Origin of the sequence: Enterobacter cloacae complex sp. I2, from assembly GCF_014896205.1 — a bacterium.
GTDB lineage: Bacteria > Pseudomonadota > Gammaproteobacteria > Enterobacterales > Enterobacteriaceae > Enterobacter > Enterobacter quasihormaechei.
In genome coordinates this window covers 1-19,255 of the sequence record NZ_JADBRA010000004.1, presented here as the reverse complement: position 1 = coordinate 19,255, position 19,255 = coordinate 1, and the positions used below count along the sequence as shown (strand labels likewise).

Below are 19,255 nucleotides of genomic sequence, written 5' to 3'. Positions count from 1 at the left end.
ATACGGCTGTGCCAATAAAATGTCATAACCGCGTTCTGCTGCTGTTGGCCTGTGTGGCCATCGCGGCGGTCGCGTTACCTTTTGTCAATGTCTCACCAAACCGCCTGGTGTCGGGCGAACCTCACGCGCTCTGGCAGATGTGGTCGTTTACGCCGCTGCTGCTGGGCGCGGCGCTGGCGAGCGCGCTGGTATTATCGTTCTCGCCAGGACGTGCCGCACTCTGGCTGACGCTGCTTCTCTGTGAAGCGTTGTTTATCGTGCTGTTCTGGAGCGCAGGGCAGGCGGCAACGCTGATGGCCTCGGTTGAAAGCCCGCTTGCGCGCACGTCGATTGGCAGCGGCCTGTGGCTGTGGCTGGCGCTCTGCCTGCTGGCCTGTAGCGACGCCATTCGCCGTCTGACGCCGCAGCCCGTCTGGCGCTGGCTGCTGAATGCGCAATTCTGGATTATTCCTCTGCTGATCCTCTTCAGCGGCGATCTGAATCAGCTCTCGCTGTTAAAAGAGTACGTCAACCGCCAGGAGGTGTTTGACAACGCGCTGGTGCAACATCTGACGATCCTGTTCGGGACGCTGATCCCGGCCCTGCTGCTGGGCGTGCCGTTGGGCATGTGGTGCTACCGGCATCCCAGCCGTCAGGGCGCCGTCTTTACCGTCCTCAACGTGATTCAGACCATCCCCTCCGTTGCCCTGTTTGGCCTGCTGATTGCCCCCCTTGCCGGTCTGGTGAAATCCTTCCCCGCGTTGGCCGCGGCGGGCATTGCCGGAACCGGGCTGACGCCGGCGCTCATCGCCCTTGTGCTGTATGCGCTATTGCCGCTGGTGCGCGGTGTGGTGGCGGGGTTAAGCCAGGTCCCGCCCGACGTGCTGGAAAGCGCCCATGCAATGGGGATGAGTGCGCGCCAGTGTTTCTGGAAAATTCAGCTGCCGCTTGCGCTTCCGCTGCTGGTGCGCAGCCTGCGGGTGGTGACGGTGCAAACCGTGGGGATGGCGGTGATTGCCGCGCTGATCGGTGCGGGCGGTTTTGGGGCACTGGTCTTCCAGGGGCTGCTCAGCAGCGCGCTGGATCTGGTGTTGCTGGGCGTCGTACCCACGATTGCGCTGGCGGTCGTGCTGGATGCCTTATTTGCCCTGTGGCTCGCGCTGCTCGGGAGAAGAGCCAATGATTGAATTTCATGATGTCAGTAAAACCTTTGCGGGCCGTCCGGCGGCAAGCCACCTTAATCTGCACTTTGCCGAAGGGGCGTTCTCGGTACTGATCGGAACGTCGGGATCAGGAAAATCCACGACGCTGAAGATGATCAACCGGCTGGTGGAACACGACAGCGGGACGATTCGCTTTGCCGGAGAGGAGATCCGCAGCCTGCCGGTGCTGGAGCTGCGGCGTCGTATGGGCTACGCCATTCAGTCCATCGGCCTGTTTCCCCACTGGACGGTGGCGCAGAACATTGCCACCGTGCTACAGCTGGAAAAATGGTCCCGGGCGAAGATCAACGCGCGCGTCGACGAACTGATGGCGCTGCTGGGCCTGGACACGTCGCTTCGCGACCGTTATCCGCACCAGCTATCCGGCGGGCAGCAGCAGCGGGTCGGGGTGGCGCGCGCACTGGCCGCTAACCCGCAGGTGCTGCTGATGGATGAGCCCTTCGGCGCGCTGGACCCGGTCACCCGCGGCGCGCTTCAGGCCGAGATGAGCCGCATCCACCGCATTCTTGGCCGCACGATCGTGCTGGTGACGCATGATATCGACGAGGCGCTGCGGCTGGCCGATCGCCTGGTGCTGATGGATCACGGCGAAGTCGTCCAGCAGGGTACGCCGCTTGAACTGTTAACGTCGCCGGCAAACGATTTTGTGCGTGAGTTTTTTGGCCGCAGCGAGCTGGGCGTCAGGCTGCTCTCTCTGCGCACCGTCAGAGACTATATGCGCCCGCAGGATGGGCCGGTCAACGGTGAACCGCTGCACGATGGGATGAGCCTGCGCGATGCCCTGTCAGCGTTTGTCGCCCGGCAGTGCGAAGTATTACCCGTTGCGGACGGGCAGGGAACGCCATGCGGGACGATCCATTTTCGCGATCTGCTGGCGGGGGAGGTGACGCGTGAAGTGGGTTCGTGATCCGTTACTCTGGCTGACAGGGCTGTTTATCGCCTTACTCTACCTGATGCCGCACAGCGCGGCGCTGTTTAATACTCTCTTCCCCGGGTTACCGCGTCCGGTGTACCAGCAGGAGAGCTTTGTTAATCTCACCCTGGCACACTTCTGGCTGGTGGCGGTGTCAAGCGTGATTGCCATCGTGCTGGGCGTTGGCGCCGGTATTGCGGTGACGCGGCCAGCGGGCAGGGAGTTTCGCCCGCTGGTGGAGACCATCGCCGTAACGGGGCAGACCTTCCCGCCGGTGGCCGTGCTGGCGATTGCCGTGCCGGCGATCGGTTTTGGGCAGGAGCCTGCCATCATTGCGCTGATTTTGTACGGCGTGTTGCCCATTCTGCAAGGGACGCTGGCGGGCATTGCGGCGGTGCCGGCATCGGTGCTGAGCGTAGCGGAAGGGATGGGGATGAGTGCCTGGCAGCGGCTGGTTAAGGTAGAACTGCCGCTGGCCGCACCGGTGATTATCGCTGGCGTACGCACGTCCGTGATTATCAACATTGGTACGGCAACCATCGCCTCGACCGTCGGTGCGAATACGCTGGGGACGCCGATCATCATCGGACTAAGCGGGTTTAATACGGCTTACATTATTCAGGGGGCGGTGCTGGTTGCGCTGGCGGCGATTGTGGTGGATCGCCTGTTTGAACGCCTGGCTGGATACCTCAGCCAACACCGCCGCGAACAATAAAGGAATACCCTGCCAGCATAACGCCACCGATACCGCTGATGGCCATCAGTGCAAAAAGGGTAATTACGGCCAGTTTCGTTGCCTTCATCATGTGCTCCTCTTGTTAACGGAACAATTATACGGTGAAGCGCAGCTGTTAATGAACCATTAAATGCCTTTACGACGCATTTGGCCCCAGCGGATAAACGGGATAACCGTGTTCGCGCCACTCCGTCAGGAGCTGCTGCTGCGAAGCGGAGGGGACTTCGCCGCACCAGACCAGCAGCGTCTGTCCCTCAAACAGCTCCGGCCTGAGCTGGGCCAGCGAGTGGGCAAGCACGTCAACCCGCCAGCCCTGCTGGGTGGCAATCCAGGCTTCGAGCCACAGCCGGGTGGTATCGTGCACGTTCCAGCCGATCACCAGCGCGTCTTTACCGTTTTTATTCCGCGCCGAGGAAAGACAGACGGAAATATAGTTAATCAGCACGCCGTCAAGCATGCTGAGCAGCGCCTGTAAGGTGGTTTGCTGACACTGGAGCCGACGCCGTAAAGGGATAAAAAGATGGGCGATCAGGGTTTGTGCGGGGTAGTCGCGACCCTGTTCTTTGATCCAGCCACGCAGACGCTGCACATTGCCGGTCTGCAATAGCCTCAGCAGCGTTTCCTGCCGCTCGCGCCAGATATGATGGGTGTCAGGATCGTCCTCGCACAGAAGCGATTTTACCTTGCCGACCTGCACGCCGTTGTCGATCCAGCTTTTGATCTCGCGGATCCGGTCAATGTCCGCATCGTTAAACAGGCGGTGCCCGCCGTCCGTTCTTTGCGGTTTAAGCAATCCGTACCGTCGCTGCCACGCCCGTAGCGTAACGGGATTGACATCACACAGGAGTGCCACTTCACCTATCGTGTAAAGCGCCATTTTCGCCCCCAGGCTTGCGCGTGCCCAGCTTAACTGTAGACCCACTTTGCTGAACCGGGAAAATTTGGTTCTTTTTCGTACAGATTATGCGAGGAACAGCTTATCTCCGGCAAAAGGTGTGATGGCGGGCACGAATTATCGCTTTTATGGCACGTTTCAAAGAAAGTTAAACGCCATCAGTGTATGTTACGCGTTTTTAGAATATGCGGTTTGTGAGTATGTACGAGTTTAATCTGGTGCTGCTGTTGCTTCAGCAGATGTGCGTGTTCCTGGTCATCGCCTGGCTGATGAGCAAAACGCGCCTGTTTATTCCGCTGATGCAGGTCACCGTACGTTTACCGCACAAGCTGCTCTGCTACGTCACCTTCTCCATTTTCTGCATTATGGGCACCTATTTTGGTCTCCATATCGAAGACTCTATCGCCAATACGCGCGCCATCGGCGCGGTCATGGGCGGGCTGCTCGGTGGCCCGGTCGTGGGCGGTCTGGTGGGGTTAACCGGCGGCCTGCATCGCTATTCCATGGGCGGTATGACGGCGCTGAGCTGCATGATTTCCACCATCGTCGAAGGGCTGCTGGGTGGCCTTGTCCACAGCTATATGATTAAGCGCGGTCGCCCGGATAAAGTGTTCAGCCCCCTTACCGCCGGGGCGATCACCTTCGTGGCGGAAATGGCGCAGATGGCGATCATCCTGCTGATTGCGCGCCCGTTTGACGATGCGTTACACCTCGTCAGCAACATTGCCGCACCGATGATGGTCACCAATACCGTAGGCGCGGCGCTGTTTATGCGCATTCTGCTCGACAAACGCGCCATGTTCGAAAAATACACCTCGGCTTTTTCTGCCACCGCCTTAAAAGTTGCGGCGTCGACGGAAGAGATCCTGCGCCAGGGATTCAACGAAGAGAACAGTATGAAGGTGGCGCAGGTGCTGTATAAAGAGCTGGATATCGGGGCCGTGGCGATTACCGATCGCGAAAAGCTGCTGGCGTTTACCGGTACCGGAGACGACCACCATCTGCCGGGTAAACCTATCTCCTCGGCCTATACCCTGCGCGCCATTGAAACGGGTGAAGTGGTGTATGCCGACGGGAATGAAGTGCCGTACCGCTGTTCCCTGCATCCGCAGTGCAAACTTGGCTCGACGCTGGTCATCCCCCTGCGGGGCGAAAACCAGCGCGTGATGGGCACCATTAAGCTTTACGAAGCCAAAAATCGCCTGTTCAGCTCCATCAACCGCACGCTGGGGGAGGGGATCGCCCAGCTGCTTTCGGCGCAAATCCTCGCGGGGCAGTATGAACGGCAAAAAGCGCTGCTGACGCAGTCAGAAATTAAGCTCCTGCACGCCCAGGTCAATCCGCATTTCCTGTTTAACGCGCTCAACACGCTGAAGGCGGTGATCCGCCGCGACAGCGATCAGGCCGCGCAGCTGGTGCAGTTTCTGTCGACGTTTTTCCGCAAAAACCTGAAGCGGCCTTCGGAGATCGTGACCCTTGCGGACGAGATTGAACACGTAAACGCCTATCTGCAAATCGAGAAAGCGCGCTTTCAGTCACGTTTACAGGTGTCGTTATCCGTCCCGGACGAGCTGGCGTATCAGCATCTTCCCGCCTTTACCCTGCAACCGATTGTAGAGAATGCCATTAAGCATGGAACATCGCAGCTGCTGGGCACGGGAGAGATTGTGATTTCCGCGTCCCGTTTTAACCACCATCTGGTGCTGGATATTGAAAATAACGCGGGGCTGTATGAAGCCTCTGCGTCAGACGGTCTGGGTATGAGCCTGGTGGATAAACGCCTGCGCGCGCATTTCGGGGACGACTGCGGAATAACCGTTGCCTGTGAGCCAGACCGCTTTACCCGAATTACCTTACGATTGCCGCTGGAGGAGAACGCATGTTAAGAGTGCTGATTGTTGACGATGAGCCGTTAGCACGGGAAAACCTGCGTGTCCTGTTGCAGGAGCAGAGTGACATTGAGGTCGTGGGTGAATGTGCCAATGCGATTGAAGGCATCGGCGCGGTGCATAAGCTGCGTCCGGACGTCGTATTTCTCGATATTCAGATGCCGCGCATCAGCGGGCTGGAGATGGTCGGCATGCTTGACCCGGAGCACCGTCCCTATATCGTCTTTCTGACGGCCTTTGACGAGTACGCCGTAAAGGCGTTTGAAGAGCACGCGTTCGATTATCTGCTGAAACCGATTGAGGAGAAACGGCTCGAAAAGACCCTGCTCCGTTTGCGGCAGGAGCGTACCGTACAGGATGTGTCGCTCCTGCCGGACCATCAGCAGCCCCTGAAGTTTATCCCCTGCACCGGACACAGCCGGATTTACCTCCTGCAAATGGACGACGTTGCCTTTGTCAGCAGCCGTCTGAGCGGGGTGTACGTTACCAGTGCCGAAGGCAACGAAGGCTTTACCGAGCTGACGCTGCGCACGCTGGAAAGCCGCACGCCGCTGATCCGCTGCCACCGTCAGTACCTGGTGAACATGGCGCACCTGAAGGAGATCCGTCTGGAAGATAACGGCCAGGCCGAGCTGGTGCTGCGCGCCGGACAGACCGTGCCCGTCAGCCGTCGCTACCTGAAAAGTTTGAAAGAGGCGATTGGACTGTAAAACTGGTACACTGCGCGCCATTGCATCATCGACATTCGAAGGCTCTATGCTAAGTAACGATATTCTTCGTAGCCTGCGCTACACCTTGAAGGCGAACAACAATGACATGGTGCGCATTCTTGCGCTTTCCGATATGGAATCCACGTCCGCCAGTTTTGACACCTGGATGACCAAAGAAGATGAAGAGGGCTTTGTTCGCTGCCCGGACATTATTCTGTCGGGCTTTCTGAATGGCCTGATCTACGACAGACGCGGCAAAGATGCGTCTGCGCCCGAGCTGGCGCTGGAGCGTCGGGTGAACAACAACACGGTGCTCAAAAAGCTGCGTATTGCGTTCTCCCTGAAAACTGACGACATCCTGGCGATCGTGACCGAGCAGAAATTTCGCGTGTCGATGCCGGAAATCACCGCCATGATGCGCGCGCCGGATCATAAGAATTACCGCGAGTGTGGGGATCAGTTTCTGCGCTATTTCCTGCGTGGGTTGACGCAGCGGATGCACAGCACGAAGGCGTGATTTTTAGCCGGGTGGCGGCTTCGCCTTACCCGGCCTACATAACCCGTAGGCCTGAGCAAGCGTAGCGCCGCCGGGCAAAAAAAAGCCGGATTCTCATCCGGCTTTTTTATTATTTCACCTGCTGACCCGGCTTCGCGCCTTCGTCAGGGCTTAGCAGGAAGATGTCTTTCCCGCCCGGGCCTGCGGCCATCACCATCCCCTCAGAGATGCCGAAGCGCATTTTACGCGGCGCCAGGTTTGCCACCATCACGGTCTGACGACCAATCAGCACCTGCGGGTCAGGATACGCGGAGCGAATGCCGGAGAAGACGTTACGCTTCTCACCGCCCAGATCCAGCGTCAGACGCAGCAGTTTGTCAGAACCTTCCACGAACTCCGCGTTTTCGATCAGCGCCACGCGCAGGTCGACCTTCGCGAAATCATCAAAGGTGATGGTCTCCTGAATCGGATCGTCAGCCAGCGGGCCGGTCACCGGTGCGGCCGCCGCTTTCACCTCTTCCTTAGAGGCTTCCACCAGGGCGTCAACCTGCTTCATCTCGATGCGGTTGTACAGCGCCTTGAAGGTGTTCACCTTGTGGCCGAGCAGCGGCTGCTGGATGGCATCCCAGGTCAGTTCGGTATTCAGGAACGCTTCCGCGCGGGCTGATAGCTGCGGCAGAACCGGCTTCAGCCAGGTCATCAGCACGCGGAACATGTTCAGACCCATGGTGCAGATTGCCTGCAAGTCCGCGTCACGGCCTTCCTGTTTCGCCACCACCCACGGTGCCTGCTCGTCCACATAGCGGTTGGCCACGTCTGCCAGCGCCATGATTTCGCGAATGGCTTTACCGAATTCACGGCTTTCCCAGGCTTCGCCAACCGCAGCGGCGGCGTCGGTGAAGGTTTTGTACAGTTCAGGATCGGCCAGCTCGGCAGAGAGCACGCCGTCAAAGCGTTTGGCAATAAAGCCCGCGTTACGTGACGCCAGGTTCACCACCTTGTTGACGATGTCCGCGTTCACGCGCTGGACGAAATCTTCCAGGTTCAGGTCGATATCGTCGATGCGGGAAGAGAGCTTCGCGGTGTAATAGTAGCGCAGGCTGTCCGCGTCAAAGTGGTTCAGCCAGGTGCTGGCCTTGATAAACGTCCCGCGAGATTTAGACATCTTCGCGCCGTTCACCGTGACGTAGCCATGTACGAACAGGTTAGTCGGCTTGCGGAAGTTGCTGCCTTCCAGCATCGCTGGCCAGAACAGGCTGTGGAAGTAAACGATGTCTTTGCCGATAAAGTGGTACAGTTCGGCATCGGAATCTTTCTTCCAGTATTCGTCGAAGCTTACGGTGTCGCCGCGCTTGTCACACAGGTTCTTGAACGAACCCATGTAGCCGATTGGCGCATCCAGCCAGACGTAGAAATATTTGCCCGGCGCGTTCGGGATTTCAAAGCCAAAGTAGGGCGCATCGCGGGAGATATCCCACTGTTGCAGACCGGACTCGAACCACTCCTGCATTTTGTTCGCAACCTGCTCCTGCAACGCACCGCTACGGGTCCACGCCTTCAGCATTTCGCTGAAGGACGGCAGGTCGAAGAAGAAGTGCTCGGAGTCACGCATCACCGGCGTCGCGCCGGAAACCACGGATTTCGGTTCGATAAGCTCGGTCGGGCTGTAGGTCGCGCCGCACACTTCGCAGTTATCGCCGTACTGGTCCGGGGATTTACATTTCGGGCAGGTGCCTTTGACGAAACGGTCCGGCAGGAACATGCCTTTTTCCGGATCGTACAGCTGAGAAATGGTGCGGTTTTTAATGAAACCATTCTCTTTCAGACGGGTGTAGATCAGCTCCGACAGCTCGCGGTTTTCGTCGCTGTGTGTGGAGTGATAGTTGTCATAGCTGATGTCAAAGCCAGCAAAATCGGTCTGATGCTCCTGACTCATTTCGGCGATCATCTGTTCCGGGGAGATCCCCAGCTGCTGCGCTTTCAGCATGATCGGCGTGCCGTGGGCATCGTCCGCACAGATGAAGTTCACCTCGTGGCCGCGCATTCGCTGGTAACGGACCCAGACATCAGCCTGGATATGCTCCAGCATGTGGCCGAGGTGGATTGAGCCGTTGGCGTACGGCAGGGCGCACGTTACCAGAATTTTCTTCGCGACTTGAGTCATAGTAGGCATTACTTCTTTTAACTGTGAAAAGGGTTTTCGATATTACCAAAAGGGGCATTATTAAGTAAGCACAAACCACGGCCTTTCAGGTAAACTTGTTTGCCTAAGGTCTTATTCACAAGAACAAAGGAGTCGGGATGAGTTCTCAATCCCAGGCCAAATCACCGGAAGCCTTACGAGCAATGGTCGCCGGGACGCTGGCTAATTTTCAGCATCCAACCCTGAAGCACAATCTCACGACGCTGAAAGCGCTTCACCACGTCGCATGGCTGGACGATACGCTGCACATCGAGCTACAGATGCCGTTCGTCTGGACCAGCGCTTTTGATGCCCTGAAAGAGCAAACCAGCTCTGAGCTGCTGCGCATTACCGGGGCAAAAGCGATTGACTGGAAGCTGAGCCACAGCATCGCCACGCTCAAGCGCGTGAAAAATCAGCCGGGCGTTAACGGGGTGAAGAACATCATCGCCGTCAGCTCTGGCAAGGGTGGGGTGGGTAAATCCTCAACCGCCGTTAACCTGGCGCTTGCGCTGGCGGCAGAGGGGGCGAAGGTCGGCATTCTGGATGCGGATATCTACGGTCCGTCCATTCCAAACATGCTGGGGGCGGAAAACCAGCGTCCAACCTCGCCGGACGGCACCCATATGGCGCCGATCATGGCGCACGGGCTGGCGACCAACTCCATTGGTTACCTGGTGACGGACGATAACGCGATGGTCTGGCGTGGCCCGATGGCCAGCAAAGCGCTGCTGCAAATGTTGCAGGAGACAATGTGGCCTGACCTTGATTATCTGGTGCTGGACATGCCGCCGGGCACCGGTGATATCCAGCTGACGCTGGCGCAGAACATTCCGGTCACCGGCGCCGTGGTGGTAACCACGCCGCAGGACATCGCCCTGATCGACGCCAAAAAAGGCATTGTCATGTTCGAGAAAGTGGAGGTGCCGGTCCTGGGCATCGTCGAGAACATGAGCATGCACATTTGCAGCAATTGCGGTCATCACGAGCCCATCTTTGGCACCGGCGGTGCGGAAAAGCTGGCGGCGCAGTACCACACGCAGCTGCTTGGGCAACTGCCGCTGCACATCACGCTGCGTGAAGATCTCGATAGCGGGAAACCGACGGTGGTCAGCCGTCCGGACAGCGAATTTACGGAAATCTATCGCCAGCTGGCAGGGCGCGTTGCGGCGCAGCTGTACTGGCAGGGTGAAGTGATCCCAAGCGAGATCGCCTTCCGCGCGGTGTAAATCCTTCGCGTCGAATTGCCGGGTGGCGCTTCGCTTACCCGGCCTACAAATGGCACCATCACGCAGGTGGGTAAGGCGAAGCCGCCACCCGACGTTAACCCAGCCGATAGTGCATCAAATAATACTCTCCATCCGGAGAATCCCCCGTCGCCTCAATGTGCCAACCGTGGCGTTGGTAAAACGCAACCGCCCGCGCATTCTTCACCAGACACTTCAGCGCGCCTGTACTGGTAAACGTCTTCTGAACCTGTTCAAGGAGCCGGCTCCCGACCCCGAGATGTTGATACTGCGGGTCGACAAACAGGTTGTGCAGAAAGTTATCGTTTACCCAGACGGAGGCGAAACCCACTCTGTGACCGTCGTGGATCGCAACCCAGATCTGCTCGTCACGCGTTGCGGCGTCAAAATCCTCAAGCTGCCATTCAGAACCGTCCAGCCATGGCCAGGCAGCGCGTCGTGCATGCAGGTACAGGGTACGCAGAAACGGCCGATCGTCTTCCTGCCAGGGCCGGATCATCGTATCAGCGGTGATAGAAGATATCTCCGTTATAGGCTTTATGGATTTTCCCATCCGCATCGCCAATCAGAACGTAGTTTTCGCCCATGTAGGTCCAGTGCGTACCGGCATCCGGCGCGGGAAGGTTACGCAACTGGTACTGTTTGATGGTGTACTCAGGCGTCTGATACTGCGCGGGCGCCGTATCGCCAATCTTAAATTTGGTGAAGTCGGCGATGAACTCCTGCTCTTCATAAGCCTTAATACCGGAAGGCGCGGCGGCCGTTTGCGGGGCTGCGAATGCGGAGCCCGCCAGAGACAGTAATACACCCAGAAGCACCAATTTACGCTTAGCCATTTTTTCTCCAGTGATATCGTTACGGATACGCTTGTCTGCGGGGAACAGTGCGGCAGACAGCCCATTTTAAGTATCAAAACAGGGTGTGTTTGAAAAAAAATGTAACAAAAGTGAACGGTTTTGTGTAGTGCCAGCGGTTGTGAGTATTATTGATATGAATGCATGCTGGTGGGAATAATTCATTGTAATTATCGTTTTGCTGAATTAATTCTGAAAATACATTGTTGCCGTAATTTTATAAACTGTAGATCGTGCATTTTTTTACAGCAGGCTTTAAGATTTTCAGGAAGATTATATTTTAATTAATTGCCCGTCACGGATCGGGCAATTCGTTACTTCACTTTTAGATTACGTTTAAGTATTCCCTTGAAAAGACAGTTATTTCAAGCGTGGGTTAGCGCAGGGCTGCGCCCCGTCGGGCGTTCGCCACGAGCAGGGATGATAAGTATATATAAATGAAAAACACAACAGCATTATCTGTAATATTCTTAGCAATAAGTCAGTTGGCGGGATGCGTAATTTCTCCTGGCCAAACGTTAAGTTCCGCAGGCAAAAAAATAATCGCGCCGGCCGATCTTAATAATAGCTTAGATAAACAAATCGAAATTTATCCACTTACGCCCGGATTAATTGAGAAACTACGTCCAGCAGCGGCAAAATCTCAGGCAAATCCTAATCTTGATGAGCAGGTCAAAAACTGGGAATACCGTATTGGAATCGGTGACATCCTGACGGTCACCGTCTGGGATCACCCGGAGCTGACTACGCCCGCGGGACAGTATCGCAGCGCAAGCGATACGGGAAACTGGGTCAATGCCGACGGCACGCTCTTTTACCCTTACGTGGGCAAACTGCACGTGGCGGGAAAAACGGTTTCCGAAGTGCGCGAGGAGATCACCGCGCGGCTGGATAACGTCATTGAAAGCCCTCAGGTGGACGTCAGCGTTGCCGCTTTCCGTTCGCAAAAAGCCTACGTTACGGGAGAAGTGGCGAAATCTGGCCAGCAGGCCATCACCAACATTCCGCTGACGGTAATGGACGCCGTTAATGCCGCCGGTGGGCTTACTGCCGATGCGGACTGGCGGAACGTGGTGCTGACTCACAACGGTCAGGATTCCCGAATTTCCCTGTACGCCCTGATGCAGCATGGCGATTTAACCCAGAATAAGCTGCTCAACCCTGGCGACATCCTGTTTATTCCCCGCAACGATGCGCTGAAAGTATTCGTGATGGGCGAGGTGGTTAAACAGAGCACGCTGAAGATGGATCGCAGCGGCATGACGCTGGCCGAAGCGCTCGGCAATGCCGGTGGCCTGGACCAGAATATGGCCGATGCAACGGGTATTTTTGTTATCCGCTCGGTACGCGAGTCCGGGAAAATTGCGAATATCTATCAGCTGAATGCAAAAGACGCGTCGGCCATGGTGCTGGGCACAGAGTTTCAGCTTGAGCCTTATGACATTGTGTATGTCACCACCGCACCACTGTCCCGCTGGAATCGCGTGATAACGCAGCTTGTACCAACGATTAGCGGGGTGCATGACCTCACCGAAACGGTTCGTTACATCAGATCGTGGCCGCAATAATGTTCAGATCAATATTGGTGGTTTGCACCGGAAATATCTGCCGTTCCCCAATTGGAGAACGGCTTTTACGCCAGTACTTGCCCGACAGAGACATCACCTCGGCGGGAATATTTGGCCTTGAGGGTTGCCCGGCGGATGACTGTGCCCAGGACGTAGCCTGGCGACACGGGATTTCCCTGGACGGCCATGTGGCACGCAGGTTGACGCCCGATCTGATGCAGGAGTCCGATCTCATTCTGGTTATGGAGCCGAAACACCTTCACTTTATTTCCGCCATGGCACCGGAGATCAGGGGCAAATCGCTGCTATTCGGGCAATGGCTGGAGCCGCAGGATATCCCCGATCCCTACCGTAAAAGCCGTGAAGCGTTTGAATATGTGTTCGGACTCTTGGGTAAAGCCAGCCAGGAATGGGCACGTCGATTGGGTCAGAAAGGAATGAAGCATTAATGTCGTCTTACACAACAGACAATTATGGTGCAGCGGCACCGCAACAAAGTGAAATCGATCTTGTCCGGTTGCTCGGCGAAATGATCGACCACCGCGCGATGATTATGTGCGTGACTTTCATTTCTATCTTATGCGCGGGCCTCTATGCCTGGGTTACGCCGCCTGTTTATCAGGCGGATGCCATGGTGCAAATAGAAAGCAAACAGGATAACAGCCTGCTCAAAGGGTTAAGCCAGCTGGGCTCCGCTGTTTCAACGGATGTTGCCCCTGAGATTTTACTGCTGAAATCACGCATGATCCTCGGCGAGACCGTCGACGACTTAGGTTTGACGTTTCAGGCGAAGCAGCGCGTTTTGCCTGTGGTGGGGCGTCTCTGGCAACGCCTGCAAGGGCGAGGGCAGGGCAAAATAACCCTAGGCGAACTCCAGATCCCGCAGGTGGAGGGCAATGCGCAGGAACTTATACTGACCGTAAAGGAAGCGGGAAGGTATCACCTGACGGGCGAAAACATTGAGGCTGACGGTTCGGTCGGGAAAATGCTTGTTACGCAAGGGATCGTTTTGCTCGTGACCTCGATTGACGCTGAGCCAGGCACGCAGTTTTCGCTTAAGACGCTGACGCGCCTGGAGACAATCAACGCCCTGAAAAAGAGCCTCACGGTTGCGGAGTCGGTGAAACAGAGCGGTATCGTGACCTTAACCCTGACTGGCGACGATCCTGACAAAATTGCCAGGGTGCTGAATACGATTGCCGAGAATTATCTCCAACAGAATATCGCGCGTCAGGAGGCTCAGGATTCTCGTAGTCTGGCTTTTTTACAGGAGCAGTTGCCGAAGATCAGAACGGAACTGGATCAGGCTGAAGCGCGGCTGAATGCCTACCGGGCGCAGCGCGACTCGGTGGATCTCTCTTTAGAGGCAAAATCCATACTGGATCAGGTTGTTAACGTTGAGAATCAGCTAAATGAGCTGACGTTCCGTGAAGCAGAGATCTCTCAGCTCTTTAAAAAGAATCACCCCACCTACCGTGCATTGCGTGAAAAGAGACAAACCCTTGAGCGGGAACGCGAGCGTCTGAATCACCGGGTATCAGCAATGCCCTCCACGCAGCAGGAGATTTTACGCCTGAGCCGGGACGTTGAGTCAGGCCGCACGATCTATTTACAGCTACTGACGCGCCAGCAGGAGCTGAATATTTCCCGCTCCAGCGCTATCGGGAACGTGAGGATCATTGATAAGGCGGTTACGCTCCCGGATCCAATAAAGCCGCGAAAAGCGTTAATCATCGTCCTTGGCGCGCTGTTCGGGCTCATGCTCTCAATGGGCGGCGTGCTGGTACACATGGCGTTTAAACGTGGGATTATGCTCTCCGAACAGCTGGAAATGCATGGAATTCCGGTTCTGGCTACGCTGCCTCGTTCCCAGTGGCTGTGGAAAAAAACGCATCTGCGCAGAAAAATTCCGTTTACCCGTCACTGGAAGCACAAAACGCTGGACGTGCCGTTCCTGCCTGTCGATCGGCCTGCTGATATGTTTGTCGAAGCGGTTCGGGGGCTGCGCACCAGCCTGCATTTCTCCATGATGGAGGCTGAGAATCGTATCGTGATGATTTCTGGCCCTACTCAGGACTGCGGTAAAACGCTGGTGGGGACGAACCTGGCGGCCATTGCCGGACAGAGCGGCCAGCGGGTGCTGTTTATCGATGCGGATATGCGTCAGGGCTATGTTCATAACATTTTTGGCCTGGATAACCGTCATGGGCTGTCCAGCGTGCTTGAAGGTAAATGCGACTGTACAGAGGTAATTCAGCGCTTCGAGAAGGGGGGGATCGACGTCATTACCTGCGGCCCGGAACCGCTGCGACCGCTGGAGATGCTGTTAAGCGAACGGTTCCTGGCCGTTATGTCATGGGTAAACGAACATTATGACATAGTCATCATCGATACCCCGCCAGTGCTGGCCGTCACCGATGCGGCGCTGGTTGCCAGAGCAGCCGGAACGACGCTGATGGTGGCCCGTTTCGATAAAACCAGCGTGAAAGAGATGGAGAATACCATTAAACGTCTGCACCGCGTTGGCGTAAAGGTCAGCGGAACCATTCTTAACGATATTGTTAAGTCCGCAGCGCTGTTTTACGGCTCTGAGTGTAGCCAGTATGAATATGGTTATGGTTCGAAGAAAAAGCGGGGCGAGCATTAAGGCAGGGAAAATAATCCCTCTCCCGGCCGGGAGAGGGATAGGCATTACTTCGCCAGGACTTCCTCTGCGGTACGCTCAACCAGAGACAGCAGGACTTTGATGTCCTCCAGCGTCACGGTTGGGTTCAGCAGGGTCAGCTTCAAGCAGGTGACGCCGTTATGCTCGGTCACGCCGACGTTTGCACGGCCAGACTCCAGCAGCGCGTCACCAATTTTCTGGTTCAGCAGGGCGATACCCGCGTGCACCTGTCCACGGAAGCGGAACAGCACGCTTGCCAGCTGAGGCTGCATCACCAGTTCCAGAGCAGACTGCTCTTTCACGTAAGCCGCAACCTGCTGTGCCAGCGTCACGCCGTGGTCGATGATGGCCGCGTATTGCTCCTGACCCAGCGCTTCCAGGCTCATCCACAGTTTCAGCGCGTCAAAACGGCGCGTGGTTTGCAGAGACTTGGAGACCAGGTTAGGCACGCCCGCTTCTTCATCGAACTCAGAGTTCAGATAAGCCGCCTGATAGCGCATCAGCTCATAATGACGCGCTTCTTTCAGCAGGAACGCGCCGCAGCTGATGGTCTGGAAGAACTGCTTGTGGAAGTCCAGGGTTACGGAATCCACCAGCTCAATGCCGTCCAGGTAGTGGCGATACTGCTCAGACATCAGCAGCGCGCCGCCCCAGGCCGCATCAACGTGCACCCAGATATTCTGCTTCGTAGCCAGCTCAGCAATGGCGCGCAGCGGATCGATAGCACCCGCATCGGTCGTGCCGGCGGTGGCTACAATCGCCAGGATCTGCTCGCCGTTCGCGTTGCACTGCTCAATTTTCGCCGCCAGATCGGTGAGATCCATGCGGGAGAATTCGTCCGTTTTCACCTGCACCACGGACTGGTAGCCCAGCCCCATCAGCGCCATGTTTTTCTGCACGGAGAAGTGTGCGTTTTCCGAGCACAGGACGCGGATTTTACGCAGATCGCCTACCAGACCGTCCTGCTGAACCGAGTGGCCCTGACGGGCGAAGAACGCGTCGCGCGCCAGCATCAGGCCCATCAGGTTGCTCTGGGTGCCGCCGCTGGTGAAGACGCCCGCGTCGCCAGCCTGATAACCCACGCGGGTACGCAGCCATTCGATCAGTTTGATCTCAATAATGGTTGCGGACGGGCTTTGATCCCAGGAGTCCATACTCTGGTTGGTGGCGTTAATCAGCACTTCCGCCGCCTGGCTAACCACCAGGCTTGGGCAGTGCAGGTGCGCCACGCATTGCGGGTGATGAACGGACAAACTGTCTTTCAGGAAGAACTCCACGGCGCGTTCAATCGCCGCTTCGTTGCCCAGCCCTTTCGGGTTGAAATCCAGCTTAATACGGTCGCGCAGCTCCGCGACCGTTTTGCCCTGATACATCTCAGGCTGTTTCAGCCACTGCATCACAGCCTGAGTGCTTTGTTCAATCGCCTGCTGGTAAGCTTCAATGCTCTGCGCAGAGGAGAACAAAATTGGGTTTGAATCAGACATCGTATTCAACAACTCCGGTTACGCCGGGCGAACGCCCGCAGCAAGCAGCGCCTGCTCGAATTTATCCAGGAAGATTTTCAGCTCTTCGTCGCTGATCAGCAGAGAAGGCAGCAGACGCAGAACGATACCGTTACGGCCGCCACGCTCCAGAATCAGACCGGCTTCGAAGCACTTCTTCTGGATCAGCGCAGACAGCTCGCCGTCGCCCGGGAAGCAGCCCATGTGGTCAGCGGCTTCATGCGGCTTAACGATCTCGATACCGATCATCATGCCCAGACCGCGAACGTGGCCGATGACCGGATAACGTTTCGCCATCTCTTTCAGCTGGCCCTTCAGCCATTCGCCCTGTGCGGCCACTTTGCCCGCGATGTTCTGGTCTTTCAGGATCTTCAGCGTCGTCAGGCCAGTTGCCATTGCCAGCTGGTTACCACGGAAAGTGCCGGTGTGGTGACCAGGTGCCCATGCATCGAACTGCTTCTTGATGCCGAGTACAGCCAGTGGCAGACCACCGCCAACCGCTTTAGACATCACGATGATGTCTGGCTCGATGCCTGCGTGCTCGAAGGCGAAGAATTTACCGGTACGGGCAAAGCCAGCCTGAACTTCGTCGAGGATCAGCAGAATGCCGTGTTCCTGAGTCACTTTACGAATGCGCTGCAACCACTCAGCCGGAGCCGGGTTCACGCCGCCTTCACCCTGAACGGCTTCCAGGATCACCGCAGCAGGTTTACGCACGCCGCTTTCGACGTCGTTAATCAGGTTATCGAAGTAGTAGGTCAGCGCCTTCACGCCCGCTTCCCCACCGATACCCAACGGGCAGCGGTACTCGTGCGGGTAAGGCATGAATTGCACTTCAGGCATCATGCCGTCAACCGCTTCCTTCGGAGACAGGTTACCGGTGACGGACAGTGCGCCGTGGGTCATACCGTGGTAACCACCAGAGAAACTGATGATACCGCTACGACCGGTCACTTTTTTCGCCAGCTTCAGCGCCGCTTCAACGGCGTCAGCGCCGGATGGGCCAGTGAATTGCAGGCAGTACTCTTTGCCCTGACCAGGCAACAGAGAGAGAAGATATTCTGAAAACGCGTCTTTCAACGGCGTGGTCAGATCCAGGGTATGTAACGGCAAGCCGCTGGTAATGACATTTTGGATGCTTTTCAGCACATCAGGATGATTGTGGCCAAGCGCGAGGGTGCCTGCGCCTGCTAAACAGTCAAGGTATTCTTTATTATCTGCATCGGTGATCCACACGCCTTCTGCTTTCGTGATGGCTAAAGGCAGTTTGCGCGGATAACTCCTGACGTTAGATTCAAACTCGGCCTGACGGGCCAGATAGGTTTCGTTGCTTTTGTGGGCATCTACGGTGTCAATACGGACTTTATCCGTCATCATATCACTCCTACAACCGCCGCTTCGTTATGAGCAACGATTGAATAAAAAGTTAAAAAACAGATGGGGCCTGAAAAAAACGCCGCCAATATAGAGCCTTTTGTCACCAGGCTCAATGGTTAATTTGTTTACTGTTTTGTGACACAGGGCACAGGGGAGGGGGTAACCTCATTTTCTGGCAAAAACTTGCAGTTTATGGCGAGTAAAAACAGTGACTTAGATATGAATTGTCAGCATTGTAAAATCAGACAAAAGAGTGTGGCAAATTGTGCGACTGGCAGGCTAAAAGGAGGCGGGGAGCCTCCTTACGCTGTTTATTTCTGGGTAATGCTTAAAATGCCGTGTTCGCGTCCCTTCGTTTTATTCCACGACGCGTCCGTAATGCCGTTCTCATCCAGGCTTAGCGATATCACAAAACCATTACCGTGAATTTCATAAAAATTGGCGTTCAGGCGTTTAACGCTGGCTTTTTTGCCGTTAACCGTCGCGCTAAAAAAGCCGTTTGAAAGGGTAGCGTTGACCGTATCCGACGAGAATGAGGCTTCACGAAGGGGATCGTGCACGGAAGTCGATGGTTCGTTTTGTGCCGCATTTTCCGCTTTGGTTTTGCTGATATCACACGAGCCATTGCCAGCGCTCATTTGCGTGCATCCCGAGCGCTCTAACTGAGCACGATAGTGTGCGTTAATGGCGTGTGCAGGCGAAACACAAACCGCAAGTACGGCTGCGCTTATCACCATCATCATTAATTTTTTCATTTTATCCCCTCAAAAACGACACAAATAATAAGAAACGTACATAAAGCCAATTCCGATACCTGCGCCCATAGCGAAGTCATTGCTGGTTGCCGCGCCATCATATTGTTCATCCAGCGTGACTCGCTGGACCGGTTGCTGATGCGCATCGTTCTGTGCTTTCCGTTCATCATTATAGGTGGTGGTATTAATCCTATTATTGATTTTATAATTTTTTATAGTTGATCTTTTAATTACAATGATAACGGAGCGAAAATATAAATATTC

At 56.0% G+C, this 19,255-nt stretch carries 19 protein-coding genes; 10 read left to right on the top strand and 9 right to left on the bottom strand.

Annotation, left to right across the window (positions count from 1 at the left end; genetic code table 11):
• Positions 1 to 8 precede the first annotated feature (8 nt).
• From IM300_RS04440 to IM300_RS04430, 3 genes are read left to right on the top strand one after another with little or no spacing between them, the layout of a single operon-like run.
• Positions 9 to 1,166 (top strand): ABC transporter permease, encoded by a 1,158-nt coding sequence (locus tag IM300_RS04440; RefSeq protein WP_193035486.1) that lies wholly within the window; start codon positions 9 to 11, stop codon positions 1,164 to 1,166.
• Entirely contained in the window at positions 1,159 to 2,109 is a 951-nt protein-coding gene (locus IM300_RS04435; RefSeq protein WP_063868321.1) for an ABC transporter ATP-binding protein, read from the top strand. The genes IM300_RS04440 and IM300_RS04435 overlap by 8 nt, the downstream gene beginning before the upstream one ends.
• On the top strand, positions 2,093 to 2,830 hold the full coding sequence (locus tag IM300_RS04430; RefSeq protein WP_193035484.1) for an ABC transporter permease: 738 nt from the start codon (positions 2,093 to 2,095) through the stop codon (positions 2,828 to 2,830). Before IM300_RS04435 ends, IM300_RS04430 begins: the two co-directional genes overlap by 17 nt.
• Here the strand turns inward: IM300_RS04430 and IM300_RS04425 are convergent.
• Positions 2,805 to 2,918: a protein YohO gene (locus IM300_RS04425; RefSeq protein WP_017383372.1), complete on the bottom strand. Its 114-nt coding sequence runs from the start codon at positions 2,916 to 2,918 to the stop codon at positions 2,805 to 2,807. The two genes, IM300_RS04430 and IM300_RS04425, sit on opposite strands and share 26 nt — an antisense overlap.
• A 69-nt stretch (positions 2,919 to 2,987) precedes the next feature.
• Complete coding sequence (mlrA, locus tag IM300_RS04420; RefSeq protein WP_193035599.1) at positions 2,988 to 3,728, bottom strand: HTH-type transcriptional regulator MlrA; 741 nt, start codon at positions 3,726 to 3,728, stop codon at positions 2,988 to 2,990.
• A gap of 218 nt (positions 3,729 to 3,946) precedes the next feature.
• Here mlrA and IM300_RS04415 point away from each other — a divergent pair, with 218 nt between their 5' ends.
• The 3 genes from IM300_RS04415 to IM300_RS04405 are packed head-to-tail and all read left to right on the top strand — an operon-like array spanning position 3,947 to position 6,862.
• Positions 3,947 to 5,632: a sensor histidine kinase gene (locus tag IM300_RS04415; protein WP_193035482.1), complete on the top strand. Its 1,686-nt coding sequence runs from the start codon at positions 3,947 to 3,949 to the stop codon at positions 5,630 to 5,632.
• Complete coding sequence (gene btsR, locus IM300_RS04410; protein ID WP_063450296.1) at positions 5,626 to 6,345, top strand: two-component system response regulator BtsR; 720 nt, start codon at positions 5,626 to 5,628, stop codon at positions 6,343 to 6,345. Before IM300_RS04415 ends, btsR begins: the two co-directional genes overlap by 7 nt.
• A 46-nt stretch (positions 6,346 to 6,391) precedes the next feature.
• Positions 6,392 to 6,862 (top strand): DUF1456 family protein, encoded by a 471-nt coding sequence (locus IM300_RS04405; protein WP_063450295.1) that lies wholly within the window; start codon positions 6,392 to 6,394, stop codon positions 6,860 to 6,862.
• 109 nt (positions 6,863 to 6,971) lie between these two features.
• Here IM300_RS04405 and metG read toward each other — a convergent pair whose 3' ends face one another.
• Positions 6,972 to 9,005, bottom strand: a complete 2,034-nt coding sequence (gene metG, locus IM300_RS04400; RefSeq protein WP_063868326.1) for a methionine--tRNA ligase — start codon at positions 9,003 to 9,005, stop codon at positions 6,972 to 6,974.
• A 137-nt stretch (positions 9,006 to 9,142) separates the two neighbouring features.
• On the opposite strand from metG, the gene apbC reads away from it, so the two are divergent.
• Positions 9,143 to 10,252, top strand: coding sequence for an iron-sulfur cluster carrier protein ApbC (gene apbC / locus IM300_RS04395; RefSeq protein WP_193035480.1), 1,110 nt, complete (start codon positions 9,143 to 9,145; stop codon positions 10,250 to 10,252).
• A gap of 94 nt (positions 10,253 to 10,346) precedes the next feature.
• On the opposite strand, the gene IM300_RS04390 is transcribed toward apbC, so the two are convergent.
• Both IM300_RS04390 and IM300_RS04385 read right to left on the bottom strand, forming a co-directional pair.
• Positions 10,347 to 10,829 (bottom strand): GNAT family N-acetyltransferase, encoded by a 483-nt coding sequence (locus tag IM300_RS04390; RefSeq protein WP_370552235.1) that lies wholly within the window; start codon positions 10,827 to 10,829, stop codon positions 10,347 to 10,349.
• On the bottom strand, positions 10,774 to 11,106 hold the full coding sequence (locus IM300_RS04385; protein WP_063868328.1) for an RcnB family protein: 333 nt from the start codon (positions 11,104 to 11,106) through the stop codon (positions 10,774 to 10,776). Before IM300_RS04385 ends, IM300_RS04390 begins: the two co-directional genes overlap by 56 nt.
• Positions 11,107 to 11,561: 455 nt before the next feature.
• Between IM300_RS04385 and IM300_RS04380 the strand changes: the two genes are divergently transcribed.
• From IM300_RS04380 to IM300_RS04370, 3 genes are read left to right on the top strand one after another with little or no spacing between them, the layout of a single operon-like run.
• Positions 11,562 to 12,692, top strand: coding sequence for a polysaccharide export protein (locus IM300_RS04380; protein ID WP_063868329.1), 1,131 nt, complete (start codon positions 11,562 to 11,564; stop codon positions 12,690 to 12,692).
• Entirely contained in the window at positions 12,692 to 13,141 is a 450-nt protein-coding gene (locus IM300_RS04375; protein ID WP_226842055.1) for a protein tyrosine phosphatase, read from the top strand. Before IM300_RS04380 ends, IM300_RS04375 begins: the two co-directional genes overlap by 1 nt.
• Positions 13,141 to 15,339: a polysaccharide biosynthesis tyrosine autokinase gene (locus IM300_RS04370; protein ID WP_193035468.1), complete on the top strand. Its 2,199-nt coding sequence runs from the start codon at positions 13,141 to 13,143 to the stop codon at positions 15,337 to 15,339. Before IM300_RS04375 ends, IM300_RS04370 begins: the two co-directional genes overlap by 1 nt.
• Before the next feature lie 44 nt (positions 15,340 to 15,383).
• Here IM300_RS04370 and IM300_RS04365 read toward each other — a convergent pair whose 3' ends face one another.
• The 4 genes from IM300_RS04365 to IM300_RS04350 form a co-directional block, all read right to left on the bottom strand.
• Positions 15,384 to 16,841 (bottom strand): aspartate aminotransferase family protein, encoded by a 1,458-nt coding sequence (locus tag IM300_RS04365; protein ID WP_193035466.1) that lies wholly within the window; start codon positions 16,839 to 16,841, stop codon positions 15,384 to 15,386.
• Positions 16,842 to 16,859: 18 nt separating this feature from the next.
• Positions 16,860 to 18,236: a diaminobutyrate--2-oxoglutarate transaminase gene (locus IM300_RS04360; protein WP_014884533.1), complete on the bottom strand. Its 1,377-nt coding sequence runs from the start codon at positions 18,234 to 18,236 to the stop codon at positions 16,860 to 16,862.
• 311 nt (positions 18,237 to 18,547) lie between these two features.
• Positions 18,548 to 18,991, bottom strand: coding sequence for a hypothetical protein (locus IM300_RS04355; protein ID WP_193035463.1), 444 nt, complete (start codon positions 18,989 to 18,991; stop codon positions 18,548 to 18,550).
• Between the two features lie 9 nt (positions 18,992 to 19,000).
• The coding region (locus IM300_RS04350) for a hypothetical protein (RefSeq protein ID WP_193035461.1) at positions 19,001 to 19,255 on the bottom strand (255 nt) is incomplete at its 5' end.